We start from the raw sequence: 22,916 nt of genomic DNA on the forward strand, positions 1-22,916 counted from the left end.
CGGCTGGTTCATCTCTCTTCCCTTCAGTGTTTGAGGACGCGGGAGCCGGCGTCCCCGGTGTCGTCGTCGCCCGCCGTGTCGGATGCGCCGTCCACGTACTCGTTGGCGGCCGCCTTTTCCTCACCGCGCACGTCGGCCCGCGTATCCGGCGCTTCCTGCAGCAGCACGTGCTGCGGCCGCGGCGCCATCGAGATGCCGAGGTCGGCGAACATCTGCATCGCTTCCAGGTTGATGAGCTGCTGAGTATCCATGTAGAGGTCGTAGTTCGCGTCGAGCATGGTGTAGACAATCTCGTACTCGATCCAGTTCTGGTCGACCGTCTTCAGGTGGGCGCGGTCGAAACGCACCTTGTCGCGGCGCTTGATGATCTCGCCCAGCATCGCCGGCACTTTCGCGGCCAGCTGCGGCGGTGTCGAGGGACTGGCGCGCAGCGCGAACTGGATGCGGCGCGTCGTCATGCGGCGGAAGTTGTAGACCGTGTTGCGCAAGAGTTCCGCGTTGGCGACCACGATCTGCTCGCCGCCCAGGGCGCGCAGGCGGGTGGTCTTCAGGCCCACGTGCTCGACGGTGCCGGCATAGTCCTTGGCCGAGATGTAGTCGCCGACCTCGAAGGGCTTGTCGACGGCGATCGCCATCGAGGCGAACAGGTCGCCCAGGATGTTCTGCACCGCCAGCGCGATGGCGACGCCGCCGATGCCGAGGCTGGCGACAAAGGTGGTCACGTTGATGCCGAGGTTGGACAGCATGGCCAGCACGAACACCACCCAGACGGTGGTCTGCAGCAGCCAGATCACGACCGTGTGCGCGACCGTCACCTGCTGGTCGACCGCGCCGTGGTTGTGCGCCAGGAAGTAGCGGCGCGAGCCGATCTTCACGGCGCGGTGCAGGAACATGGCGATCTGGATGCCGAGCGTGAAGAACCACAGGTGGCCGAGGCGCGTGTTCCAGGGTTCGGGCAGGTCGAGCACCGACAGGCCGATGAGGATGGCGGTGGCGACGATGGCCAGGGCGCCGGTATGGGCCAGGGTCTTGCTGAGCACCTGGGCCACGGTGCCGTGCTGGCGGTCGGTGCTCAGGGCTCCGAGGCGCTTGCGCAGCAGAATCAGGGCCCCGTGCATCAGGATGTAGCTGACGACGGCGGCGCCGAGGGCGAACAGGGCGTTCGGCAGCGTGACGTTCAGGGAACGGAAAAACTCGACGAAATGAAAATTCAAACCGGGTTCCTTTGCGGCTAGACCGGCGCCGGCCGCGCTGGCTGGACTGGCAGGGGGAGGCAGGGAAGGCGCGGCATGCGGCGCAGAATGCGGGAGCGCCCGACACGGCGCTGCCCGGCGCGGGCCGGTATCGTGCGAACCCAGCCGGCGGGGGAGAAGCGCGACGGCGGCGAGCGCCGTCAGGGCAGGGTGTGTCCCCCTGTCCTCAGTGGCGCTTCAGGTGTTCGCGCACGGCCTCGGCGCTGGAGCCGACCTGCTTGACGGCGCGCTCGAGTTCTTCCTTGCTCACGCCCAGCGCCTCGGTCCAGTGGCGCACTTCCCAGTCTTCGCTCATATTGATGCGGGCACGGTCCTGGGTGCCGCGGTTTTGCAGATTGTCGGACATGGTGGCCTCCTTGTAACGGGTTTGACCAGACTATGCCCGCGCCCCCGGGCGTAGTCCGTTAGCCATTTCACCTTGCGGCGGCATTTCCCGCTCCGGGTATCCAGTCAGTGATCCTCCAATCTGCTCTGGCTCGCCGCCAGGTTTTTGAGGTAACCTTGCCATATCGGCAAATGGAGGAGCATCCGCATGACCTACGAAACCGCCCAGCCCGAACGCAGCGCGATCGACGCGCTGCCGGGCATCGTCGTCCTCGATTTCGGCGCCAACTGGTGCGGCTACTGCCGCGCCGCCGAGCCGCTCATCAACGAGGGCCTGGCCGGCGGGCAGGCCCTCAAGCACATCAAGGTCGAGGATGGCCCGGGCCGCCCGCTCGGCCGGTCCTTCCGGATCAAGCTGTGGCCGACCGTCGTCGTCCTGAAGGATGGCCAGGAAGTGGCGCGCGTGGTGCGTCCGGTCTCGAGCGACGAGGTGCGCGTGGCGCTGGCCCAGGCGGGCGGCGCATGAAGGAAGCGGTACCCGTCCAGCCGGCCAACAAGCCGCGCACCGTCCTGTTCGCGAGCCTGATCGGCACCACCATCGAGTTCTACGACTTTTACATCTACGCCACCGCCGCGGTGCTGGTCTTTCCGCGGCTGTTCTTCCCGGCCGCCGACCCGGCGGCCGCCACCCTGCAGTCGCTGGCGACCTTCGCCATCGCCTTCTTCGCCCGCCCCGTCGGCTCGGCCGTATTCGGCCACTTCGGCGACCGCATCGGGCGCAAAGCAACCCTGGTCGCGGCCCTGCTCACCATGGGCATCTCGACCATCCTGATCGGCCTGCTGCCGACCTACGCCACGATCGGCACCGCCGCGCCGCTGCTGCTGGCCCTGTGCCGCTTCGGCCAGGGCCTCGGACTGGGCGGGGAATGGGGCGGGGCGGTGCTGCTGGCCACCGAAAATGCGCCGCCGGAGAAGCGCGCCTGGTACGGCATGTTCCCGCAGCTGGGAGCGCCGCTCGGCTTTTTCCTCTCGGGCGGCACCTTCCTGCTGCTCGGCCAGCTGATGGCGGACGAGGAGTTCTTCGCCTGGGGCTGGCGCATTCCTTTCCTCGCCAGCGCACTGCTGGTCGTGGTCGGGCTCTACGTGCGCCTGAAGATCACCGAGACGCCGGACTTCCAGAAGGTCCTCGACCGGGGCGAGCGGGTCAAGGTGCCGGCCCTCACGGTGCTGCGCGAACACCGGCGCGAACTGGTGCTGGGCACCCTGGTGGCGCTGGCGACCTTCGTGGTCTTCTACCTGATGACGGTGTTTGCGCTGAGCTGGGGAACGAGCAAGCTTGGCTTTTCGCGCCAGACCTTCCTGACCCTGCAGCTGGTCGCGGTGGTGTTCTTCGGGCTCACGATTCCGCCCTCGGCCATCCTGGCCGACCGCTATGGCCGGCGCACGGCGATGATCCTGGTGAGCGCGGCGATCGCCGTCTTCGGCCTGCTGTTCGGGCCCCTGTTCGGCGCCGGCACGCTGGCGGCCGCCGCCGTCTTCATGATCGCGGGAATGTGCCTGGTCGGCTTCACCTACGGCCCCCTCGGAACCCTGCTGGCCGAGATGTTCCCGCCGGAAGTGCGCTACACGGGCGCTTCGCTGACCTTCAACCTCGCCGGCATCCTGGGTGCCTCGCTGGCGCCGTACATCGCGACCTGGCTGGCGACGAACTACGGCCTGGCTTCGGTCGGCTGGTACCTGAGCGCGGCCGCGATCCTGAGCCTGCTGGCCCTATTGCTGGTCGGGAAAAGGGGAGCCGCCAGGCCGGCGGCGGTGCACTGAGCGGAAGGCGCGGCCAGCCGGCCGCGCCACGGCGCATCAGAAGGAATACACCATCGTCAGCGAGGTCTGGGTATCGGTGTTCTTCTTGCCCGGCGTGACACTGCTGTCGTTGCGGGCGCTGAAACCGGCCTTCATCTGCATGGTCGAGTTGATCTTGGTGCTGAGCGAGGTCTCGGCCACCGAGTGGGTGTTGGAGGTGCCTTTTTCCACGCTGACCGTCTGGGCGAAGAAGGCCGAGGGGCTCACGCGCCAGCGGAACTGGGCCGCGCCGCGCACCGTCACGCCGCTTTCGTCCTCGCCCGTGTCGCGCTCGCCCTGGAAGTAGCCCGGGCCGATCTCGACGTCCAGCGTCTTGTCCGGCGCGCTCAGCAGCTGGCGGCCGTGGCCGATCGACAGCGAGGAATAGCGGGTATAGGCGCCGAAGCGGTCGTTCACGTGGGAGCCGAGGACGAAGGCGCGCCGGCCGGCGCCGAGCAGCTTGTAGGAAGCCTTGGCCGAGGCGGCGAAACGCTCGGCGGACTTGTTGCGCTCCTTGTTGCCTTCCTCGTCTTCGTACTCGTCTTCCTTGAAGAAGCCGCTGACGACGAATTCATGGCTCCATGTCGCGGTCTCGTGGCGGGCGTCGATCTTGCCCGTGATCGAGGTGCCCGTGGTGTTGCCGGAGGTCGCGATCGCGCCCAGTTCGGCCGAGGTGAACCAGCCGCCTTCGGGGATTTTCGGCAGCGCCACCTTGAGCGGGCCATGCACGTCGATGATCTGGGGGAGGTCGTCGTCGGCATGCGCCACGCCGTGCATGGCGACGAGCGCCAGCGCCAGCAGGGATAGAGTTGTCTTTTGCATCGGATTGCCCACCTTGGTATTCGCAAGATCGGCGACATTGTATCCCAAAGGCAGCGCGAAGCGATTCTTTGGGACACAATCAGGGCCTGTTTAATGCTGTTTTACGCAAGCGGCATGTTCATGCCGCCCTGGCTCAGGTGCCGACGTAAACGATCTTGAAAGTGAACAGGGCCGCGATCACCCACACCACCGGCGCCACCTCGCGCGCGCGGCCCGTGAGCAGCTTGAGCGCGGCATAGGTGATGAAGCCGAAGGCGATGCCTTCGGCGATCGAGAAGGTGAAGGGCATGCCGAGCGCCGTGACGGCGGCCGGGATGCTTTCGGTGGAGTCGCTCCATTCGACGTCGCCCAGGTCGCTCAGCATCAGGCAGGCGACGAACAGCAGGGCCGGGGCGGTGGCGTAGGCCGGCACGACGCCGGCCAGCGGCGCGATGAAGAGGCAGGCCAGGAACAGCGCCGCGACCGCCAGGGCGGTGAGGCCGGTGCGTCCGCCGGCCTGCACGCCCGAGGCGCTTTCCAGGTAGGCGGTGGTGCTCGAGGTGCCCAGCAGGCTGCCGGCGACGATGGCGCCGCTGTCGGCCAGCAGGGCCTTGTTCATCCGTTCCATCTTGCCCTCGACCAGCAGGCCGGCGCGGCGCGCCACGCCCATCAGGGTGCCGGTGGCGTCGAACAGCTCGACCAGGAAGAACACCAGCACCACGTTCAGGATGCCGGCGGACAGGGCCCCCGCGATGTCGAGCTGGAACAGGGTCGGATCGATGCTCGGCGGCGCCGAGAAGATGCCCTTGTAGGTGTTCCCGCCGAAGAAGAAGGACAGCACGGTCACCAGCACGATGCCGATCAGGATCGCGCCCCTCACCTTCAGGCGGTCGAGGGCGACGATGGCCAGGAAGCCGACCACGGCCATGATCGCCTGGGGCTGGTGCAGGTCGCCGGCCTTGACCAGGGTCGCCTCGCTGGCCACCACGATGCCCGCGTTCTTCAGGGCGATCAGGGCCAGGAACATGCCCAGGCCGACCGTGATCGCCACCCGCATCGAGCGCGGGATCCCGTTCACGATGGCGCCGCGCAGTCCCACCAGGGTCACCACGATAAACAGGCAGCCGGAGATGAACACGGCGCCGAGCGCCGCCTGCCAGGAAATCCCCATGCCGAGCACCACGGCGTAGGCAAAATAGGCGTTCAGCCCCATGCCGGGGGCCATCGCGATGGGATAGTTGGCGTACAGGCCCATCACGGCGGTGCCGAGCGCCGCCACGATGCAGGTGGCGACGAACACCGACTCCCTGGGCATGCCGGCGTCGCCGAGGATGGAAGGATTGACGAAGATGATGTATACCATCGTCAGGAAAGTGGTCAGGCCGGCCAGCAGTTCGGTGCGGACGTTGGTTCCGCTTTCGCTGAGTTTGAAGAGTTTTTCGAGCATTGCGCTGCGCTCCGTAGTTATTTTGGCTGAAGCATAACATCTGCGGCTGCCCCATCGGGGGCGCGCGGCCATTCTTTCCGGGAGCCCGGCGTGCTGCCGATGCGCTAACATGGCGATTCCACTATCACCGAATCATCGCCATGCCGAAAAACAAACGTCCGCTGCCCCGCACCTCCAACAACCCGCGCGAGCCGGACACCGCCAGCCAGGCCCAGGAATTGACCGACCTGGCCCTTGCCATCGCCGAGCGCGAGGACGAGCCGGGCTTCGGGACCGATGACGAGCGCGAGCAAGAACTGCTGGGCGCGGTGAGGAAGCTGCTGCGCAAGAAGCGCGACGAAGCCCTGTACGAGGCGATCGAGACCGCCCGCTTCACCGATCCGGAAGCCTGCCGACTGCTGCGCGGACGCATCGAGGAGGAGGCCGCCACGCTGCGGGTGCGCCGCGACGAGGCGGAGTACGAGATCGATGCCTTCCTGATTCCGCTTTTCGTGCGCAGCCCGGGCGGCCTGGTGGCTGAGGAAACTTTCCAGGACCCCGAGGCCTTCGAGGCGCTCTCGGCAAGCTTCCACGCCGGCGGCCTGGAAGGCTCAAGCGGCAAGGTGGTGCTGATCCAGCACGCCTACGACCTGGCCGAGGTCGACCACATCGCCTTCTCGACCCTGCAGGAGATGCTGCGCGAAGCCGCCAATTCCCTGCTGGAGAAGAAGCTGCAGCCGGCGCCGGCCATCGAGGCCAGCATCCGCGGCTGGACCGGCGAGCGCTTCGCGCCCGACGATGCGGCTGTCGAGCTGCGCTTCCTGCTGGGCTTCTCGCTCAAGCGCACCGACGATTCCTTCTATGCCATCCCCAGCGACGAGGCGGGGTCCGACGCCTGGTATGCGGCGCGCGAGGAACGCTACCGGGCCTGGACCTTCCAGGTGGCGCCGCTGCTGCGCCGCTGCCTGGCCACCGACCCCGAGCGCGTGCACGTCGACTTCCTCTACCAGGACCTGTTCTACGGCGCCAAGGAGCAGGGCGTGTCCGAGCTGTCCACCCTCTCGACCCTGTCGGAAGTCGCGCGCACGCTGTCGGCCAAGGAGCTCGAAGCCGGCCAGGTGCACGCTGCGGTGGCGCCGATCGACGCCGGGGAGCACATCGTGCTGCGGATCAACCTGTACGCGCTCGACGGCGGCCGTCCCTGGGGCAGCGTCGAGACCGCCGTCGACCTGGCTGCCGACCTGTCGGTCGAGGTCGACAACCTGTGCGACGCGCTGCTGGCGCTCGGCCTGGAAGGCGTGTCGATCGCAAGCGGCTTCAGCGAAGACGGCCACGCGGAGGGCGCCGAACCCTACGAGGCACGCTGACGCCCGCGCAAGGGCTCTGCGCAGTGCCGGTGTTGCCTGTCGAGGGCGGTACAAACCACGCGGATCCGGCGTAGTGGATTTTCCTGTATCGATGTAGGACGCGCCTTACACAAACCTGCTCATCCATACGGTCTCCTCTATGACAAGGTCGGGACGGAGGAGAGTCTGCAATTTCCCATTCGCAACATTGCAATGCATAAATGAAAATATTGGGAAATTTGCATGTTACGATTCCAGAATCCGGCGTGCGCCACGCGTCGTCGGGCACTGGCTTCGAGAGAGAAATTGCCAGGCTTTGCCAACAAAATAGCGCCCCGAAGGCGAAAGGAACTGAATATGCCGACCTTGATCGTGTTTTGCCACCTGCGTTGGGACTTTGTCTTCCAGCGTCCCCAACATCTGATGACGCGTTTGGCGGAACACTACCAAATCCTGTTTGTCGAGGAGCCGGTGTATAGCGAAGGACAGGCATACCTGAAGAAGACGGCGGTTGCGCCGAACATCACGGTTTGCCAGCCGCATACCGCCATTCACGCACATGGCTTCCACGACGACCAGATCCCGACCCTGCAGACCCTGCTGGCCGACCTCGTCCCGGGCGGCGAGCAGCCGGTGGTCTGGTTCTACACCCCGATGGCCCTGCCGCTGCTGCAAGGCCTGCACCCGTCCAAGATCGTCTACGACTGCATGGACGAACTGGCGATGTTCAAGAACGCGCCGAAGCAGCTGCTGCAGCGCGAAAGCGCGCTGCTGAACATGGCGGACGTCGTCTTCACCGGCGGCCCGAGTCTCTACCAGTCCAAGCGCGACCGCCACGCCAACGCCCACTGCTTCTCGAGCAGCGTCGACGCCAAGCACTTCCGCCAGGCCCAGGACCGCGAGATCTCGCACCCGGACCAGGCCCACATCCCGCATCCGCGCCTGGGCTTCTACGGCGTGATCGACGAACGCTTCGACGTGGACCTGGTATCGAGCATGGCCGACGCCCACCCGGAATGGAGCATCGTGCTGGTCGGCCCGGTCGTGAAGATCGACCCGGCGACCCTGCCGAAGCAGCCGAACGTGCATTACATGGGCCAGCGCACCTACGACGAGCTGCCGAAGTTCCTGGCCGGCTGGGACGTCTGCCTGCTGCCGTTCGCCATGAACGACTCGACCAAGTTCATCTCGCCGACCAAGGTGCTGGAATACATGGCCGCCGAACTGCCGTCGGTCTCGACCCCGATCACCGACGTGGTCGTGCCCTACGGCGACGTAGTGGCGATCGCCGACACGCCGGACACCTATATCGCCGCCTGCGAGCGCATGCTGGCCCTGGGCGAGGACGAGAAGCTGGCCCTGGCCAAGCGCATGCGCGAAATCGTCGCGGGCACCTCCTGGGACCGCACCGCCACCCGCATGCACGAGCTGATCTCCAGCGCCGTCCCGGGCAACAAGGCCCAGCGTCTCCTGACCCCGGCCCAGCCGGAAGAGATGGAAGCGGGCGTGGCGAACGCCGACCTCTCCACGGTGAAGACCGCTCAGGTGCGCGTCGCGAAGTCCGCGTAAGCATCGCCTGCATCCGGCCTGCATCGCGGGCCGCCCCGGTTTGAACGATGCTGAAGGCCGGCCACGGTATGCCCCGTGGCCGGCCTTTTCAATGCCGCAGCGGCGAAGCGCCGGCGCCGGGCGCGTGCCAGCCGCCCGCCGGATCCTTCGGGTCCGCGACCCGCACGATCGACAGGGGATGGGCGAACTGGATGCCTTCGCGCTGGAAGGCGCGGTAAACCTGCAGCAGGATGTCCTGCTGCGCATCCATGTGCAGGATGTAGTCGGGGCTCTTGAAGTGGTAGACGACCTCAAAGTCGAGCGACCAGTCGCCGTAGCGGAAGAAGTGGGCGCGCTCGAAGTCGACGTCGCTGCGCGCCGTGACGATCTCGCGGATCATGGCGGGTATCGCGGTGATCTGCGATTCTGCGGTGCCGTAGGCCACGCGCAGGACGAAGGCCACCCGGCGCGACAGCATGCGCTTGTGGTTGTGGATGCGGCTCCTCAGCAGCTCGCCGTTGGAGAACACGATCTGTTCGCCGCCCAGGCCGCGCAGCCGGGTGGTTTTCAGGCCGATGTATTCGACCGCGCCGAGGGCATCGCCCACGATGATGAAGTCGCCGACCTCGAAGGGCTTGTCGAGCATGATCGAGAGCGAGGCAAACAGGTCGCCGAGGATGTTCTGGGTGGCCAGGGCCACCGCGATGCCGCCGACACCGAGGCTGGCGACCAGCGCGGTGATATTGAAGCCGAAGTTATCCAGCATCATCAGGAAGGCCACGGTCCATACCACCAGCCGCATCATGAAGAACAGGATGGTGCTGGAGGCCTTGCGCGCCCCGTCACCGGGCGTGGCGAGCAACTGGGCGCGCCAGCCGCGCAGGCCGGTGTCGCCCCAGATCGCCAGCTGCAGCAGGAGCGACCCGACGGCGATGCGCGAGATCACGAGGCGCCAGCTGTCCGGCATGACGAGCAAGATGCTGCCGAGATGGACCCCGATCGCCAGCAGGAAGACGAGGTAGGTCTTGCGCAGCATGCGCACGGCGAGGTCGTCGACCCGGGTCACGGTGCGGCGCGAGAGGTCGCCCAGGCGCCGCAGCATGACGGCCCGGATGAAGTAGAGCGCGGCGGTCGAACCGAGGCAGACGCCCACGGCCATCAGCCAGTTTTCCAGATCGTTGTTATTCAACAAGAACTCCATCCGCCGCTCCCGGTTCGAAACATAGCAAAGGGACAGTGTGCGGGGTCGGGCGCGGGCGGCGCGCACAATTGATGGCGCGCGGGCGGTGTGTTGACATGCGGCGGCGGGCGCCGATACAGTAGCCCATCGAGTATGCGAGGCGGTCCGGCATGGCGAAGCACAGCATTTCCTGCGGTACCCTGGTGGTCAATCCAAGGCGCGAGCTGCTGCTCGGCCACGTCACACACACGCCGAAGTGGGATATCCCGAAGGGCATCCGCGACCCGGGCGAGACCGAGCTCGAAGCGGCCATGCGCGAGTTGGTGGAGGAGGCGGGGCTGGTGTTCGACGCCGGCGCCTTTCGCGAGCTCGGTCCCTTCGCCTACCGGCGCGACAAGAGCCTGCACCTCTTCCTCGTCGAGGTGGAGGATGAAGCGTGCAGCCTGGAACAGCTTTGCTGCACCAGCACCTTCCCCCACCATGTGACGGGTGCGGCCACGCCCGAGATGGACGGCTACCGCTGGGCCGCGCGCACGGAGCTGCGCGCCCTGTGCTGGCCGCGCATGGCCGAGGTGCTGCTCGGGATCGCCTGGTAGCGGCGCGCCGCGCTACAGGCCGGCCAGCACGGCGTCGATCGCCTCCGCGGTGGCCGGCTTGGTCAGGTGGCGGTCGAAGCCCGCCTGCGCGGTGCGCGCACGGTCGGCTTCGCCGCCCCAGCCGGTGAGGGCCACCAGGCGTACGTCCGCATTCCTGGGGTCGCGCCGGATGGCGGCGGCCACCTCGTAGCCCGACATGCCCGGCATGCCGAGGTCCAGGAAGACTACGTGTGGCTGGAAGGAGGCCAGCATGCGCAGCGCCTGGTGGCCGTCGTTGGCGACCGGCGCGCTGTGGCCCGCGTGGCCGAGCAGGGCAGCCAGGGTCTCGGCGGCGTCGCGGTTGTCGTCGACCACCAGCACGCGCAGGCCCTGGCGCACCGGCGCCGCGGGCGCAGTCCCTGTGACGGGCCCGGAGAGGGTCGGCGTCGCGTCGGATGCCAGCGGCAGGCGCACCGTGAACACGCTGCCGGCATTCGTGCCCGCGCTGGATGCCGTGACGCTGCCGCCATGCAGCTCGACCAGGCTGCGCACCAGCGACAGGCCGATGCCCAGGCCGCCGGAGGCCTGCTGGCGGCTCTCGCCGACCTGGGTGAACATCCTGAACACATCGTCGAGGGAAGCCGGGTCGATGCCGATGCCGTTGTCGGACACCGCGACCACCGCGTCCCTGCCGTCGCGCTCTGCGGCCAGCACGATGTTTCCGCCGCGCGGGGTATAGCGCGCCGCGTTGTTGAGCAGGTTCGAGACCACCTGGGTCATGCGGGTCAGGTCGGCGTCGACGATCAGCGGCTCCTGGGGCCGGCGCACGTCGAGCTGATGGCGGGCCGCCTCGATCAGCGGCATGCTGGTTTCGACCGCGGCGCTCAGGACCGCGGCCAGGTCGATGCGTTCGCGCCGCAGCTCGATCTGGCCGCGGGTGATGCGGGCCACGTCGAGCAGGTCGTCGACCAGGTTGACCAGGTGGCCCAGCTGCCTTTCCATGATGTCGTACACGCGCGCCACCGCGGCGGCGTCGCCGGGCGCCCGGCGGATGAACTGCAGGCCGCTCCTGATCGGCGCCAGCGGATTGCGCAGCTCGTGGGCGAGGGTCGCGAGGAATTCGGTCTTCTGGCGGTTTGCCTCGGCCAGGTCGTCGGCCATCTTGCGCAGCGCATTCTCGCCGAGCCGGCGTTCGGTGACGTCGTTGAACACGACCGCCACCCGGTGCTGCTCGGCCGGTCCGATGCGCGCGGCATAGACGTCATACCAGCGTCCCAGCTCGCGCGCCTCGTTCTCGAAGCGCGTCGCCTCGCCGGTGGCGGCGACGCGCCCGTAGATCTCGAACCAGTGGCGTTCGTGGCCCGGCGCCAGCTGGCGCATGGTGCGGCCGACCGCGTCGTTCAGGTCGGTCTGCTTGACGAAAGCCGGATTGGCCTCCAGGAAGCGGTAGTCGCAGGGCTGGCCGTTACTGTCGTACAGCATCTCGATCACGCATACGCCTTCGTCGATCGAGTCGAACAGGGTGCGATAGCGCTCCTCGCTCAGGCGCAGCTGCTGCTCCACCTCGAACTGGCGCGTCGCATCGATGACCACGCCAAGCAGGCGGCTCGCCGCGCCATGCGCGTCGTGTTCTACCTGGCCGCGCGCGATCACCCAGCGCCAGCCGCCTTCGAGACGGCGCACACGGAAGGTGGCGTCGTAGAGGCCACCGCGCGCCAGGGCCTGCGCCAGCGCGGCGCGGGTCGGCGCCACGTCGTCGGGGTGGAAGGCGGAGAAATAGGCGCCCACAGGCGCGCCTTCCCGCAGCGCCGGGTCGATCCCGAACATGCTCGCCATGCGGGCGTCGCCGCTCACGCGGTCGGCGCGCACGTCCCAGTTCCAGACCCCGAGTTCGGCCGCGTCGATGATGGCTTCCAGGCGCGAGCGGGTGTCGACCAGGGCCGATTCGGCCCGGCCGCGCTGCACCATGGCCTCGAAGGCCTCGATGTAGAAGCGCGCCTTGGCGCGCAGGATCACGGGGGAAAGCGGTTCGGTGAGCACGGCGATGGCGCCGGCCTCGTACAGGGGTTCGAAGGAAAAACCAGCCTGCTCGGGCAGGGCCAGGGCCACCACCGGGGTATGGGTGGAGCGGCGGTTGCCGCGCACCTGGCGGATGGTGTCGGCGAGGGCTTCGGGATCGCCAGGATAGCCGATCAGGACCAGCGCGAAATCCTGTTCGCGCACCAGCGTGAGCGCCTCGCCTGGTGAGCGGGCCCGCACGACAGCCTCTCCCATGACCGCCATTACCTGCAGGACCGCGGGGTCGCTGTCCGGCCGGCCGCATACCAGCAGCACGCTGGCGCGCTGGGGAGAGGTCGTGGAAGGGGCGCTCACAGCGACGACCCTGGGGCGGCGCGCTGCACGCGCCGGCTGGATGGATTCATCTTGATCGGGTGCTGTTGTGACAATTCGTCAATGTACGGGGGTGTGGCGGTGCTGTCAACGGCTTGGTAAGGGCGGGGCCTGCCGTGCTCGCGCCACCCCCGGGAGAATGCCGCTAATATTGGCCCGGCCTGCGCGGCGCCCATCCACACCATGGCCGCGCTGCTTTACCGGAGGAGAAAGATGGAAGCACAACACAAGGTCGCCGGCTTCGAGATCGCCGACATCATGCGCGGCCTCTACGGCGACGGCATCATCGGCCTGCGCGGCGCCTTCAGCCGCGAATTCATCCAGGACCTGCGCGCCGACATCGACCAGCTGTTCATCGAAGCGCAGGCGCGCCCCGGCGGGGCGCTCAACCGCGGTCCGAACCGTTTCTACGTCGAGGTCCATCCGGAGCGCCTGCGCGGATTCGCCGCGATCGCCGCCCATCCCTGGGTGGTGGCGGTGTGCAGCGCGGTGCTCGGCCCCGAGTATCGGCTGGTCGAGGTCGGCTTCGACGTGCCCGGGCCCGGCGCCATGCACCAGCCCTGGCATCGTGACTTCGCCTCACCGCCGGAAACGGTGCAGGGGCGGCGCCTGAGCTCACTCGCATTCAACCTCACCACCGTCGACGTCACCGAGGAGATGGGTCCATTCGAGATCGCGCCCGGCACGCAATGGGACCTGTACGGGGGCGACCCGATGTTCCCCGACCAGTCGCTGTGGCCGCGCTACGAGGCGCTGGCCCAGCGCAAGCTGCCGCAGATGGGCGACATCTCGGCGCGCTCGGCGCTGACCATCCACCGCGGCACCGCCAACCGCTCGAGCGTGTCGCGCCCGGTGCTGGTGGTCGGCGCCGATGCGCCGGACGCGACCAATGCGATCAAGCACGACCTGCAGATGTCGCGCGCCTATTACGACAGCCTGCCTGACGGCGTGCGCAAGCACCTCAGCTGCCGGGTGGTGGACGAGCTCGAGCCCATCTACCAGGCCCATACCATCGAAGGGCTCAAGATGGGTGTGACGATGGGAGGATGACATGAAGCGGGCCGCCGCGCGGCGGCCCGCAGGCCTTACGGTTTCGGCGGGACGGGTTGCGATGGGATGGGCGACTTGAGCGCTTCCGGCAGCGAATCGGCGATGCCGTTCTCCGGCACCTGGCCGACGCGCCGGGCTTCGTCGGAATGCTGGTCGAGGCTGACTTCCTCGGCCACGTCGAAGCGGCCGTCTTCCGCGCCGCCTTCGCCCGGCAGCAGGTTATCGGAACGCTGTTTCTCGCCGCCACCGGCGACCGGGGCGGTCTGGTCTTTCTGTTGATTGCCTTGGTCCATGCTGTCCTCCTGTTGACGGTTTTTCATGGTCCCATTATCGCCCCCGCCCGCCGGGCCGGGCGCACGCTAGTCGCGCCGGTCTTTCTGCGGCAGGTTCTTTTCCAGGATCGCCCACAGGATCAGCCCGTAGGCCAGGAGGCGGATCAGGTAGTGCAGGGGCGAATCCTCGCCGGCTTCGTTCAGCGCCCCCGAATAGATACGATGCAGACCCTCTATGAAGAAAGACAGGGCGAAGTAGAGGAAGAAGCGGTCGCCGGTGTTGCGCCAGAAGCGCAGGAAGAACAGGGCGATGGTCACCGAGGCCATCGAGATCGCGCCATACATCATCTGGGTCATCGTCTCACTCCTTCTCGTAGATCAGTCCGTAGAGCAGCAGCAGGCAGGCCACCAGGGCGCTGATCAGGCGCAGCGGCATGAAATCGACGTTCGGAAACACGATCTTGTCGAAGATCAGGAATAGATTGTTGAATGTCATGACCGCAAAGCAGAGGCCGCTCCAGAACAGGAGGCGGTGGCGGGTGCGGCGGTAGCTGGCCAGCAGCAGCCAGGTAGCGGCCAGCGAGGTCAGCATGCATAAGGTATAGATGAGTTCGCCCATTTAGGCATCCTTTCGGAGGCGGAACGCGTCGGCGAACTGCTGCGCCTTCCGGTCGAGAGAAGAATGGATCAGGTTGGTGACGTCCACCAGGTGGCGCGCATACAGCTCGGCCAGGCCGTCGATGCGCTCGCGCAGCGTGCCCGAGGCCGGCGCGTAGCAGTAGCAGTGTTCGTCCGGGGAGGGGCAGGGGGCGGCCATGCCGGCACGGCACAGCTCGTCCAGCAGGCCTTGCGCGGTACGCTCGGCGATATAGAGCCGGCCGGCCAGCATCGTCCCTGACCAGCGCTGGTCGGCGGTGGCGCGCAGCAGGAGCAGCGCCTCGAGGAAGGGTACCGATGGCACGCTCGTCAGGATAAAACGGCGCAGCTCTTCGGGAATCGGCGGACGGTTCATTCGTACCGAATGTAATTTCCCAAAAGGAATCTTTTGTTGAGAAAGCCGCAATTTTAATTGAATTCTGGATGGAAAGGATTTTCAATCGTGCGCGCATGATCCATCACTGAGCAATAGCTGAGCTTGACGCCGATCAAATGGGCTCGGCTACAATGTGCCTGTTTGTAATCACCCGCGAGTTTCATGCTGCAATCCCTCCTGGCCCGCCTCGGCGCGGCCACCGTCCTGCTGGCGGCAACCGTCCTCGGGGGTAGCGCCCAGGCCGCCGACTGCCCGGTCCACTACCTCGACGGGCGCGCGCCCGAGATCCGCAATCCCAAGCTGGCCACCGCCACCCGCGAACTGTGCTACGGCGTGTTCGGCGTCATGCATTCCGGCGTGACCCGCACGCCGCTGTGGTCGGCCGAATACCTGCGCGCCGACAATCTCGAAGCGGCACAAGGACTGGACCGCGACAACGCCTTCCACGCGGAGCCGCGCCTGCCGCGTTCGCAGCGCGCCGAACTGTCCGACTATGCGCGCAGCGGCCTCGATCGCGGTCACCTGGCGCCGAACGGCGACATGCCCGACCGCCGCGCCCAGCGCGAAAGCTTTTCGCTGGCGAACATGGTGCCCCAGGACCGCGACCACAACCGCCACATCTGGGCCCCGATCGAGGGCGCGGTGCGCAAGATGGCGAAGAAGGAGGGGTCGCTCTACGTGATCACCGGCCCGGCCTTCCTCGGCACCAGCCTGCGCAAGGTCGGCAACGTGCTCGTGCCCACCCACCTGTACAAGGTGGTGTACAGTCCGCGCCAGAAGGCAGCCGCGGCCTGGTTCGTGGAGAACCGCGCCGATGCGAAAATCGACGTGATCCCGGTCGCCGAACTCGAACGCATCGTCGGCATCGAGCTGCTGCCTTCGCTCACGCGCCAGCAAAAGGAGCGCATGCTGGCGCTGCCGAAGATCCGCCAGCCCAAGCGCCGGCACTGATACAGAAGGAATGCCATGCCATCGAAGAAGAAATCCTTCACTCCCTATGCCAACGAGGCGGACGTGCTCGAAGTGGGCAAGCTGATGCTGGAGAACCGCGTGGACCGCATCACCATCTCGGGCGACGTCGACCTGACCCTCGACAAGGCAGGCCTCGCGCATGCGCGCCGCCTGCACGAAGTGCTGGGCGCCGTGGTCGCCGCGCTCGAGTCGCGGGAGCTGCCGGACCAGCTGCCGCCGCCCGAGGTCAAGACCGTCGACAACCCTTTCGCCTGATCAAGGATGCGCAGCCGGTTCCGGGACTCGGGTAGGCTTCCCTTCTGTAAAGGGAGGGACGGATGAGCGACAGGACCGACACGACGACAGAACGGGATGGGCACGATCCATCCTGGCGCGAACATTTCGAGACCCACTACGGCGCGTCGGGCGCCGGCTATGACGACTATGCGCCCGCCTACCGGCACGGCTCGCAGGCCGCCGGCGACAGCCGGTACGAGGGGCGCCACTGGGACGAGGTCGAGCCGGCGCTGCGCGGCAGCTGGGAAGCGCGCGGCGGCGCATCGGCCTGGGACCGGATGAAAGCGGCTGTCCGGCACGGCTGGGAGCGTATCGTCAGGGGCGAAAGCGGCCTGACCTATTAGTGCAGCCACAAGTGGAGCATGGAATGCGGCGGCGCCCCAGGGCGCCGTTTTGCATGGCTGGGTCAGGCGCGCGCTTGCCCGATTGGGATTGATGTAATCTCAACTCGTGCGACACAGGCCCCGCCGCTTGACGCCAAAGGGTGCTGTGTGCAATCACATCTACCACGGAGGAATGACAATGCAACACACTCTCGTAGCCGTGTTCGACAACCGGACCGACGCACAGAATGCAATGAACGAGTTGATGTCTTCGGGCTTCTCTCGTAACGAAGTCAAGCTCTCCAATGCCGACCCGACCGGCATGACCGACAGCATCAGCGGCCGCAGCGACGACCTCGCCGCCAGCCGCAGCGACAGCGACACTTATGCGGATGGCACCGGCATCGGCATCGGTGAGTCCATCAAGAATTTCTTTTCGGACCTGTTTGGCGCCGACAACAGCGAGCATGCCAGCCGCTACGAGGGCGCCGTCACCCGCGGCCACCACGTGCTGACCGTGCGCGCGGATTCGCTGCCCGAAGTCGAGCGCGCCGCCGACATCGTCGAGCGCTACGGCCCGACCGACATCGACGAGCAGGCCTCCGGGCCCGGCATCGGCGGTCTCGGCGCCACTGGCGCCATGTCCGGATCGATGCGCGCGAGCGGTGCGGGCGGCATGCAGCAGTCCGCGCAGATGTCCGCGCAATCCGCCGCCAGTTCGGCCACGGGTTCCAGCGTCGGCTCAAGCTCTGGTGCTGCCAGCCAGCAACTCGACAACCCGGGCGACCGCAAGATCTTCCAGCAGCAGTCGCTGAACCAGGCCGAACCGATGGGCACCACCTACCAGGAGCCGCAGGGCCAGAGCGGCCTGAGCGCGACCGGCGGCACCTCGCTGCAGGGCTCGACCCTGCAGGAAAACTCGGTGCAGGCTTCCTCGCTGGAAGGGATCCAGAACGACCGCGGCATCCGCCGCTCGAGCGGACAGGGCGGCACCCTGCAGGGTTCCTCGCTCGAAGGCTCGGCCTACCAGGGCGGCGCCACCGGATCGCTGCAGCGCGACAGCGCAAGCTCCCCCTTCAGCGAGGTGCATCGCGGCCGTTCGCGCATCTACTCGCGCAGCCATAGCGGCCTCGACATCGGCAGCAACTTCTTCGGCGACGATGACGATGCCTACCGCAACCACTTCCTCGCCAACTACGACGGCGACGACTACGAGACGGTCAAGCCGGCCTATGCCTACGGTTCCGAGATGGCCAGGAGCGACAAGTACCGCGGCCGCCGGTGGGACGAGGTCGAGAACGACCTGCGCAGCGACTGGAGCACCCGCAACGGCGCCGCCGCGGGCGACACCTGGGAGCGCATGAAGGCCGCCGTGCGCCGCGGCTGGGACCGCATCACCAGCGACGATGACGACACCATCTACCGCAGCCACTTCAGCAGCACCTATGGCAGCTCGGGCGCCGCCTACGACGACTACAAGCCGGCCTACAGCTACGGTTCGGAAAGCGCGCGCAGCGACAAGTACCGCGGCCGCAAGTGGGACGAGGTGGAAACCGACCTGCGCAGCGACTGGGACACCCGCTACGGCAGCACCGGCTCGACCTGGGAAAAGATGAAGGCCGCCGTACGCCGCGGCTGGGATCGCATGACCCTGGACGATGACGACGACAACTACTACCGCAGCCATTACGACACCCACCTGGCAAGCTCCGGGGTCGACTATGACAGCGCGAAGCCGGCCTACAGCTACGGTTCCGAGATGCGCAAGAGCGCGCTGTATCGTGACCGCCCGTGGGACGACATCGAGGGTGACCTGCGCAAGGGTTGGGATTCGCGCATCGACACCACCGCCGGCGGCAGCACCACCGGCAGCGTGACCGGCGACGCCGGCGCGGCCGTGGGCGGCGCCTGGGACCGCATGAAAACGGCCGTGCGCCACGGCTGGAACAAGATGACGGACGACGACGATGCGGCCTACCGCTCGCACTGGAACGCCACCTACAGCACCGCGACCGACGGCGGGACCTACGACGAGTACAAGCCGGCCTATTCCTACGGTTCGGAAATGGCGCTCAGCGAGAAGTACCGTGGCCGCCAGTGGACCGAGGTGGAGCATGACCTGCGTACCGACTGGGACAGCCGCTACGCCGGCGGCGGGCAGTCGACCTGGGAGAAGATGAAGGCGGCGGTGCGCCAGGGCTGGGACCGCATGACCTCCTGATGCGGGCAGCTGCCGCATGAAGAAAATCGGCGCCCGCGGGCGCCGATTTTCGTGGTCCATACGGTGCGCCGATGCTTACTCGGCGAACACCTGGGCCGCCGGGGTGATGCGCACCGCCTCCGGCCGGATGCCGAGCTTCATGCTGCCGATCTTCTGGTCTTCATCCAGCAGGGCCTGCGGCTTCTTCGCGTCATACGCGATCGGCGAGAAGGCATCCGACACCAGCTTTTCCTTGAGTCCCGCCGCATCCCTGGTGATGACCACCACCGACAGCTTCTTCGACGACAGGTGCTTCCCGATCGCCGCGTTCACGTCCGCCACCGTCAGCTTCGACAAGCCGTCGCGCATCATGCGCGTGAATTCCGGCGTGCCATACCACTGCGCATCGAGCGCGTAGCCGAGCTGCTGGTCCTGGGTCGCCGTCATGACGAACACGTTCTTCATCAGGTAGGCGCGGGTGGTCTCGAAGTCGTCCTGCGTCAAGCCATTGGCCACCAGCTTGTCCAGCTCGAACAGGGCGGCGCGCAGGGCGAAGTGGCCGTTCTGCGGGGCGACCGGGCGGATCCAGACCTCGAAGAGCTGCGCCTTGCGGCCCAGGTTCGGGTTCGGGAAGAACTGGAACATCCCGCGCGGGAAGGCTTCGATGTAGGCATAGTCGCCGTAGTTCAGGCCGCGCTCCTCGCGGATGCGCTGGTAGAGGCGGGCGCTGGAGGCGCGGTGCTCGCCCAGCCAGGTCTTGACCAGCCACAGGGCCGGGAAGTCCGGGTGCGAGCGGGTGACTTCCAGCGGCAGGCCAAAGGAAATCGCGGTCGCACGGGTGTTCTTCTCGATGATTTCGACGTCGATCCCACCGGGCATGCGGCCGCGGATGCCTGGCGTGGCCGCCAGGCCCGCGCCGCCCGGCAGCCGCGCCAGCGCGGTCTTGAGCGAAGCGACCATGGCGTCGGAGACGTCGCCCGAGATGCCGACCCGCACCGCACCCTGCGTATACGCCTGACGGTAGAAGGCCTTCACGTCGTCCAGGGTGATCGCCTCGATGCCCTTCACGGTGCCCAGCACCGGATGCGCATACGGGGTGCCGGCAAAGACATTGGACTGCAGGCGTTCCTTGCCGAACTCCTCTTCGTTATTGTCCTTCAGGTCCAGCACCAGGGCATTCTTCTGGGCGTCCTTCAGGCGGCGGAAGTCTTCCTCGCGGAAGCCCGGATCGACCAGCAGCGGCAGGGCGATGCCCAGGTACTGGTCCCAGTTGTCCTTGTGGGTCGAACCGGTGAAGGTGGTCATTTCCTTGTCGGTCTGCTCGCCGAAGCTGCCGGCCAGCGGGAACAGGGCCTTGGTCACCTCGTCGATCTTGCGCTCGCGCGAGCCGCTCGCGGCCACCATGGCGGCGGTAAGCGCAGCCAGGCCTTCCTTGCCTTTCGGGTCATGCGCGGAACCGGCCGCGAACAGCAGCTTGAAGCGGATCTGCGGCAGCGTGGACTTCTGCACCAGCACGTCGAATGTCGCGTCGCCGGCCTTCGGCGCGAAATCCGCCAGCTTGGGCAAGTTCTTGACCTCAGCCGGCAGCGCCTCGTGCGAGAGCGTGTTCACGACCATGGCGTCGTCGACCAGGTATTTGCGGGCCGCCGCCTGCAGGTCGGCGGGCGTGAGGCTGTCGACCACGCGGTAGTAGCGGTTCAGGGTGCCGTAGGAGCGCTCGAAGTGGACGTAGGACGCCAGGGTGGAGGCGATGGCCTCGGTATTGTCGAGCGAGCGGATCAGGCCGTACTTGTTCGCCGACTTCGCGTCCGCCAGCGTGCCGGCGCTCACGGGTTCGTCGCGCAGTTTCGCCACGGTCTGCAGGATGGCGTCACGCACATAGAGCGCATCCGCCGGCTTCTTGACGCGCGCGCCGATCGTGGCCAGGGTCGGGTCGACCCGGTTCGGCACGAAGTCGAACAGCTGGTCGACCTTCTGCTCGTCCTGCACCAGGCGCTTGTACAGGGACGAGGTGCGGCCAAAGGACAGCGAGAGCAGCATCGACAGCGCCGCCTGGTCCTTTCGGGTGTCCGAGAAGGCCGGGGCGCGGAAGGCCACGGTGACCAGGGGCAGGGTCGGGGTCTGCCAGGCGACGTGGCGGTATTGCGCGCCTTTGGCCGGCGGTTCGACCGGCACATTGCTCCTGAAGCTGCCGCGCTTCCAGCCGCCCCAGTATTTCTCGACCATGGCGATGGCCTTGCCCGGGTCGACATCGCCGGCGATGATCACGGCGGTGCGCTCCGGACGGTACCAGCGCTCAAAAAAGACCTTCGAGTACTCAAACTGGTTGGGCATGTCCTCGATGTCCTTCAGGAAGCCCATCGTGGTGTGGCGGTAGGTGTGGGTGCTGAAGGCCGCTTCGCGCTGCACCTCGAACAGCTTCTGCATCGGGTTCGCGCTGTTCTTGTTGTATTCGCCCAGCACCGCGCGCGACTCGGTCTTGAAGGCCTCGACCGGATACGACAGGTGCTGGAAGCGGTCGGCCTCCACCTTCAGGACGGTTTCCAGGTCTTCCCTGGCGAAGGTGGTGTAGTAGTTGGTGAGGTCGTCGCTGGTGTAGGCGTTCTGGCGCGCGCCGGCCTTCGTGATGATTTCCTGGTACTTCTCCGGCGGGTAGGAAGGCGTCCCGCGGAACATCATGTGTTCGAAGAAGTGGGCGAAGCCCGACTTGCCCGGCTCGACCTCGTTGCGCGAACCGGTCTGCACCGGGATGTGGACCGAGACCAGGTTCGGGAAGCCGGTCGGCACGACGATGACCTTCAGGCCGTTCGGCAGGGTTTTCTCGGTGGCCTTGAAGGGCAGCACATCGCCGCCGGTGGCGGCGGCGGCTTTCGGCGCGGGCGTCGGCGCGGCCATCGTGGGCGAGGCGAAGGCCAGCAGGGCCGGGACGATCGTCGCGAGGGCGGTCCGCGACAGGATGGGTGAAGACACGTTCTCTCCTTTTAGGAATAATTCTGTCCGCGCAGGATAGATTATCCGACAAGGAAAGAACAGTTCAATCAGGTATGCATACGAGTCACGCCGCTTCACTCAGGGGCAGGCTGATGCGGTTGCGGCCGAGGTGCTTGGCGCGGTACAGGGCGGCGTCGGCGGTGGCGACCAGCTGGCTCGCATTGTTGTCGGGACCGGCGATCGCGGTGGCGGCGCCGATCGACACCGTCACGTGGCGGGTCGGCGCGGTGGACGGCAGTTGCAGCTGTTCGACCCGGCAGCGGATGCGCTCGGCGACGATGGCCGCCCCCTTGAGCGACTGGTTCGGCAGGATCACCGCGAATTCCTCGCCGCCGTAGCGGGCGACCAGGTCGTTGGCGCGCATCTCGCTGGCCACGGCGCGGGCGATGCGTTTGAGGCATTCGTCGCCGCCCAGGTGGCCGTTGGCATCGTTATAGGCCTTGAAATTGTCGACGTCGACCATGAGCAGGGACAGCGGCTGCTGCTGGCGCAGGGCGCGCGCCCATTCCGCATGCAGGGTGTCGTCGAAGCAGCGCCGGTTGGCCAGGCCCGTCAGGCCGTCGCGGGTGGCGAGCTGCTCCAGCGCCACCTGGGCCATCTTTTCGTCGGTCAGGTCGCGCAGCGTCTCGACCACCGCGGAGAGGCCGCCTCCGGCATCGTAGATCGGCGTCGCTTCGGCCGCCAGGTAGCGGCGCCGGCCGGCGCGCGGCATGTCGAACCAGCTTTCGATGCACAGGCCGGAACCCGAACCGGGCGGGACGCTGCGCGGCAGGATCTGGCGCACGTCGTCGGTGCGGTTCTGCAGGACCAGGTCGGCGAGGGTGGGGCGGCGGTGCTCGTAGAAGCTGCGCCAATGGTCGGCGGTGCCCAGGATTTCAATGGCCGGCACGCCGGTAAGCTGCTCGCAGGCGCGGTTCCAGATCATGACGCGGGCCTCGCGGTCGAGCACGAAGACGGGGATCGACAGCGATTCCATCAGCTGCCCGACGAAGGCCCCATCGCTGATGAGGGCGTTCGGGGAGGGCATGCCGCTCGCGGCGCTATGGCTTGCTGTCTTGAACATGGTCGTCCTCTGCATTCCGGTCCGGCCGCCGAATTGGCTGCCAACAGGACAGG

The 22,916-nt window shown here is 67.0% G+C and carries 22 protein-coding genes; 10 read left to right on the top strand and 12 right to left on the bottom strand.

Annotated features, from left to right (window positions below; all coding sequences use genetic code 11):
- Nucleotides 1–23 precede the first annotated feature (23 nt).
- Entirely contained in the window at nucleotides 24–1,214 is a 1,191-nt protein-coding gene (locus tag ACQ7JA_RS09850; RefSeq protein WP_430897071.1) for a mechanosensitive ion channel family protein, read from the bottom strand.
- A gap of 205 nt (nucleotides 1,215–1,419) precedes the next feature.
- Nucleotides 1,420–1,599 carry a DUF3606 domain-containing protein gene (locus ACQ7JA_RS09855; RefSeq protein ID WP_430897073.1) on the bottom strand — a complete coding sequence of 60 codons (180 nt, stop codon included), beginning with the start codon at nucleotides 1,597–1,599 and terminating at the stop codon, nucleotides 1,420–1,422.
- A gap of 186 nt (nucleotides 1,600–1,785) precedes the next feature.
- Here ACQ7JA_RS09855 and ACQ7JA_RS09860 point away from each other — a divergent pair, with 186 nt between their 5' ends.
- Together ACQ7JA_RS09860 and ACQ7JA_RS09865 are read left to right on the top strand one after the other, a co-directional pair.
- On the top strand, nucleotides 1,786–2,103 hold the full coding sequence (locus tag ACQ7JA_RS09860) for a thioredoxin family protein (RefSeq protein WP_430897075.1): 318 nt from the start codon (nucleotides 1,786–1,788) through the stop codon (nucleotides 2,101–2,103).
- On the top strand, nucleotides 2,100–3,398 hold the full coding sequence (locus tag ACQ7JA_RS09865) for an MFS transporter (protein WP_430897077.1): 1,299 nt from the start codon (nucleotides 2,100–2,102) through the stop codon (nucleotides 3,396–3,398). The genes ACQ7JA_RS09860 and ACQ7JA_RS09865 overlap by 4 nt, the downstream gene beginning before the upstream one ends.
- Before the next feature lie 36 nt (nucleotides 3,399–3,434).
- On the opposite strand, the gene ACQ7JA_RS09870 is transcribed toward ACQ7JA_RS09865, so the two are convergent.
- Nucleotides 3,435–4,238 carry a DUF481 domain-containing protein gene (locus tag ACQ7JA_RS09870; RefSeq protein ID WP_430897079.1) on the bottom strand — a complete coding sequence of 268 codons (804 nt, stop codon included), beginning with the start codon at nucleotides 4,236–4,238 and terminating at the stop codon, nucleotides 3,435–3,437.
- 133 nt (nucleotides 4,239–4,371) lie between these two features.
- Entirely contained in the window at nucleotides 4,372–5,664 is a 1,293-nt protein-coding gene (locus ACQ7JA_RS09875; RefSeq protein ID WP_430897081.1) for an NCS2 family permease, read from the bottom strand.
- Between the two features lie 140 nt (nucleotides 5,665–5,804).
- Between ACQ7JA_RS09875 and ACQ7JA_RS09880 the strand changes: the two genes are divergently transcribed.
- Both ACQ7JA_RS09880 and ACQ7JA_RS09885 read left to right on the top strand, forming a co-directional pair.
- Nucleotides 5,805–7,010, top strand: coding sequence for a hypothetical protein (locus tag ACQ7JA_RS09880; RefSeq protein ID WP_430897083.1), 1,206 nt, complete (start codon nucleotides 5,805–5,807; stop codon nucleotides 7,008–7,010).
- Nucleotides 7,011–7,412: 402 nt separating this feature from the next.
- A complete protein-coding gene (locus tag ACQ7JA_RS09885; RefSeq protein WP_430897085.1) occupies nucleotides 7,413–8,558 on the top strand; it encodes a glycosyltransferase in 1,146 nt (381 codons plus the stop codon).
- A gap of 88 nt (nucleotides 8,559–8,646) precedes the next feature.
- Here the strand turns inward: ACQ7JA_RS09885 and ACQ7JA_RS09890 are convergent, their stop codons facing one another.
- Entirely contained in the window at nucleotides 8,647–9,726 is a 1,080-nt protein-coding gene (locus tag ACQ7JA_RS09890; protein WP_430897087.1) for a mechanosensitive ion channel family protein, read from the bottom strand.
- Between the two features lie 161 nt (nucleotides 9,727–9,887).
- On the opposite strand from ACQ7JA_RS09890, the gene ACQ7JA_RS09895 reads away from it, so the two are divergent.
- The gene (locus tag ACQ7JA_RS09895) at nucleotides 9,888–10,313 is read left to right on the top strand and encodes an NUDIX hydrolase (protein WP_430897089.1); all 426 of its coding nucleotides are present in this window, start codon (nucleotides 9,888–9,890) and stop codon (nucleotides 10,311–10,313) included.
- A gap of 12 nt (nucleotides 10,314–10,325) precedes the next feature.
- On the opposite strand, the gene ACQ7JA_RS09900 is transcribed toward ACQ7JA_RS09895, so the two are convergent.
- The gene (locus ACQ7JA_RS09900) at nucleotides 10,326–12,665 is read right to left on the bottom strand and encodes a hybrid sensor histidine kinase/response regulator (protein WP_430897092.1); all 2,340 of its coding nucleotides are present in this window, start codon (nucleotides 12,663–12,665) and stop codon (nucleotides 10,326–10,328) included.
- Between the two features lie 231 nt (nucleotides 12,666–12,896).
- Between ACQ7JA_RS09900 and ACQ7JA_RS09905 the strand changes: the two genes are divergently transcribed.
- Nucleotides 12,897–13,733: a phytanoyl-CoA dioxygenase family protein gene (locus tag ACQ7JA_RS09905; RefSeq protein ID WP_430897094.1), complete on the top strand. Its 837-nt coding sequence runs from the start codon at nucleotides 12,897–12,899 to the stop codon at nucleotides 13,731–13,733.
- 35 nt (nucleotides 13,734–13,768) lie between these two features.
- On the opposite strand, the gene ACQ7JA_RS09910 is transcribed toward ACQ7JA_RS09905, so the two are convergent.
- The 4 genes from ACQ7JA_RS09910 to ACQ7JA_RS09925 all read right to left on the bottom strand — a co-directional run bounded on the left by ACQ7JA_RS09910 (nucleotide 13,769) and on the right by ACQ7JA_RS09925 (nucleotide 15,017).
- The gene (locus ACQ7JA_RS09910) at nucleotides 13,769–14,026 is read right to left on the bottom strand and encodes a hypothetical protein (protein ID WP_430897096.1); all 258 of its coding nucleotides are present in this window, start codon (nucleotides 14,024–14,026) and stop codon (nucleotides 13,769–13,771) included.
- 66 nt (nucleotides 14,027–14,092) lie between these two features.
- On the bottom strand, nucleotides 14,093–14,362 hold the full coding sequence (locus ACQ7JA_RS09915) for a DUF5985 family protein (protein ID WP_430897098.1): 270 nt from the start codon (nucleotides 14,360–14,362) through the stop codon (nucleotides 14,093–14,095).
- A gap of 4 nt (nucleotides 14,363–14,366) precedes the next feature.
- Nucleotides 14,367–14,624 (bottom strand): DUF5985 family protein, encoded by a 258-nt coding sequence (locus tag ACQ7JA_RS09920; RefSeq protein WP_430897100.1) that lies wholly within the window; start codon nucleotides 14,622–14,624, stop codon nucleotides 14,367–14,369.
- On the bottom strand, nucleotides 14,625–15,017 hold the full coding sequence (locus ACQ7JA_RS09925) for a hypothetical protein (protein WP_430897102.1): 393 nt from the start codon (nucleotides 15,015–15,017) through the stop codon (nucleotides 14,625–14,627).
- 183 nt (nucleotides 15,018–15,200) lie between these two features.
- Here ACQ7JA_RS09925 and ACQ7JA_RS09930 point away from each other — a divergent pair, with 183 nt between their 5' ends.
- The 4 genes from ACQ7JA_RS09930 (at nucleotide 15,201) to ACQ7JA_RS09945 (ending at nucleotide 18,830) form a co-directional block, all read left to right on the top strand.
- Nucleotides 15,201–15,989: a DNA/RNA non-specific endonuclease gene (locus ACQ7JA_RS09930; RefSeq protein WP_430897104.1), complete on the top strand. Its 789-nt coding sequence runs from the start codon at nucleotides 15,201–15,203 to the stop codon at nucleotides 15,987–15,989.
- Between the two features lie 15 nt (nucleotides 15,990–16,004).
- Nucleotides 16,005–16,265, top strand: coding sequence for a hypothetical protein (locus ACQ7JA_RS09935; RefSeq protein WP_430897106.1), 261 nt, complete (start codon nucleotides 16,005–16,007; stop codon nucleotides 16,263–16,265).
- Nucleotides 16,266–16,327: 62 nt separating this feature from the next.
- Nucleotides 16,328–16,630: a hypothetical protein gene (locus tag ACQ7JA_RS09940; protein WP_430897108.1), complete on the top strand. Its 303-nt coding sequence runs from the start codon at nucleotides 16,328–16,330 to the stop codon at nucleotides 16,628–16,630.
- Between the two features lie 178 nt (nucleotides 16,631–16,808).
- Nucleotides 16,809–18,830 carry a hypothetical protein gene (locus tag ACQ7JA_RS09945; protein ID WP_430897110.1) on the top strand — a complete coding sequence of 674 codons (2,022 nt, stop codon included), beginning with the start codon at nucleotides 16,809–16,811 and terminating at the stop codon, nucleotides 18,828–18,830.
- A 75-nt stretch (nucleotides 18,831–18,905) separates the two neighbouring features.
- Here the strand turns inward: ACQ7JA_RS09945 and ACQ7JA_RS09950 are convergent, their stop codons facing one another.
- Both ACQ7JA_RS09950 and ACQ7JA_RS09955 read right to left on the bottom strand, forming a co-directional pair.
- On the bottom strand, nucleotides 18,906–21,779 hold the full coding sequence (locus tag ACQ7JA_RS09950) for a M16 family metallopeptidase (RefSeq protein ID WP_430897112.1): 2,874 nt from the start codon (nucleotides 21,777–21,779) through the stop codon (nucleotides 18,906–18,908).
- A gap of 85 nt (nucleotides 21,780–21,864) precedes the next feature.
- Entirely contained in the window at nucleotides 21,865–22,827 is a 963-nt protein-coding gene (locus ACQ7JA_RS09955) for a sensor domain-containing diguanylate cyclase (RefSeq protein ID WP_430897412.1), read from the bottom strand.
- Nucleotides 22,828–22,916: the final 89 nt, after the last annotated feature.

This window comes from Massilia sp. BKSP1R2A-1 (genome assembly GCF_050586525.1).
GTDB lineage: Bacteria > Pseudomonadota > Gammaproteobacteria > Burkholderiales > Burkholderiaceae_D > Telluria.

Excerpts from the sequence above, each read along its gene's own strand:
- ACQ7JA_RS09855 (WP_430897073.1), bottom strand. The coding sequence starts at position 1,599 with ATGTCCGACAATCTGCAAAACCGCGGCACCCAGGACCGTGCCCGCATC.
- ACQ7JA_RS09860 (WP_430897075.1), top strand. The coding sequence starts at position 1,786 with ATGACCTACGAAACCGCCCAGCCCGAACGCAGCGCGATCGACGCGCTG.
- ACQ7JA_RS09865 (WP_430897077.1), top strand. The coding sequence starts at position 2,100 with ATGAAGGAAGCGGTACCCGTCCAGCCGGCCAACAAGCCGCGCACCGTC.
- ACQ7JA_RS09870 (WP_430897079.1), bottom strand. The coding sequence starts at position 4,238 with ATGCAAAAGACAACTCTATCCCTGCTGGCGCTGGCGCTCGTCGCCATG.
- ACQ7JA_RS09875 (WP_430897081.1), bottom strand. The coding sequence starts at position 5,664 with ATGCTCGAAAAACTCTTCAAACTCAGCGAAAGCGGAACCAACGTCCGC.
- ACQ7JA_RS09880 (WP_430897083.1), top strand. The coding sequence starts at position 5,805 with ATGCCGAAAAACAAACGTCCGCTGCCCCGCACCTCCAACAACCCGCGC.
- ACQ7JA_RS09885 (WP_430897085.1), top strand. The coding sequence starts at position 7,413 with ATGACGCGTTTGGCGGAACACTACCAAATCCTGTTTGTCGAGGAGCCG.
- ACQ7JA_RS09895 (WP_430897089.1), top strand. The coding sequence starts at position 9,888 with ATGGCGAAGCACAGCATTTCCTGCGGTACCCTGGTGGTCAATCCAAGG.
- ACQ7JA_RS09905 (WP_430897094.1), top strand. The coding sequence starts at position 12,897 with ATGGAAGCACAACACAAGGTCGCCGGCTTCGAGATCGCCGACATCATG.
- ACQ7JA_RS09910 (WP_430897096.1), bottom strand. The coding sequence starts at position 14,026 with ATGGACCAAGGCAATCAACAGAAAGACCAGACCGCCCCGGTCGCCGGT.
- ACQ7JA_RS09915 (WP_430897098.1), bottom strand. The coding sequence starts at position 14,362 with ATGACCCAGATGATGTATGGCGCGATCTCGATGGCCTCGGTGACCATC.
- ACQ7JA_RS09920 (WP_430897100.1), bottom strand. The coding sequence starts at position 14,624 with ATGGGCGAACTCATCTATACCTTATGCATGCTGACCTCGCTGGCCGCT.
- ACQ7JA_RS09925 (WP_430897102.1), bottom strand. The coding sequence starts at position 15,017 with ATGAACCGTCCGCCGATTCCCGAAGAGCTGCGCCGTTTTATCCTGACG.
- ACQ7JA_RS09930 (WP_430897104.1), top strand. The coding sequence starts at position 15,201 with ATGCTGCAATCCCTCCTGGCCCGCCTCGGCGCGGCCACCGTCCTGCTG.
- ACQ7JA_RS09935 (WP_430897106.1), top strand. The coding sequence starts at position 16,005 with ATGCCATCGAAGAAGAAATCCTTCACTCCCTATGCCAACGAGGCGGAC.
- ACQ7JA_RS09940 (WP_430897108.1), top strand. The coding sequence starts at position 16,328 with ATGAGCGACAGGACCGACACGACGACAGAACGGGATGGGCACGATCCA.
- ACQ7JA_RS09945 (WP_430897110.1), top strand. The coding sequence starts at position 16,809 with ATGCAACACACTCTCGTAGCCGTGTTCGACAACCGGACCGACGCACAG.
- ACQ7JA_RS09955 (WP_430897412.1), bottom strand. The coding sequence starts at position 22,827 with ATGCCCTCCCCGAACGCCCTCATCAGCGATGGGGCCTTCGTCGGGCAG.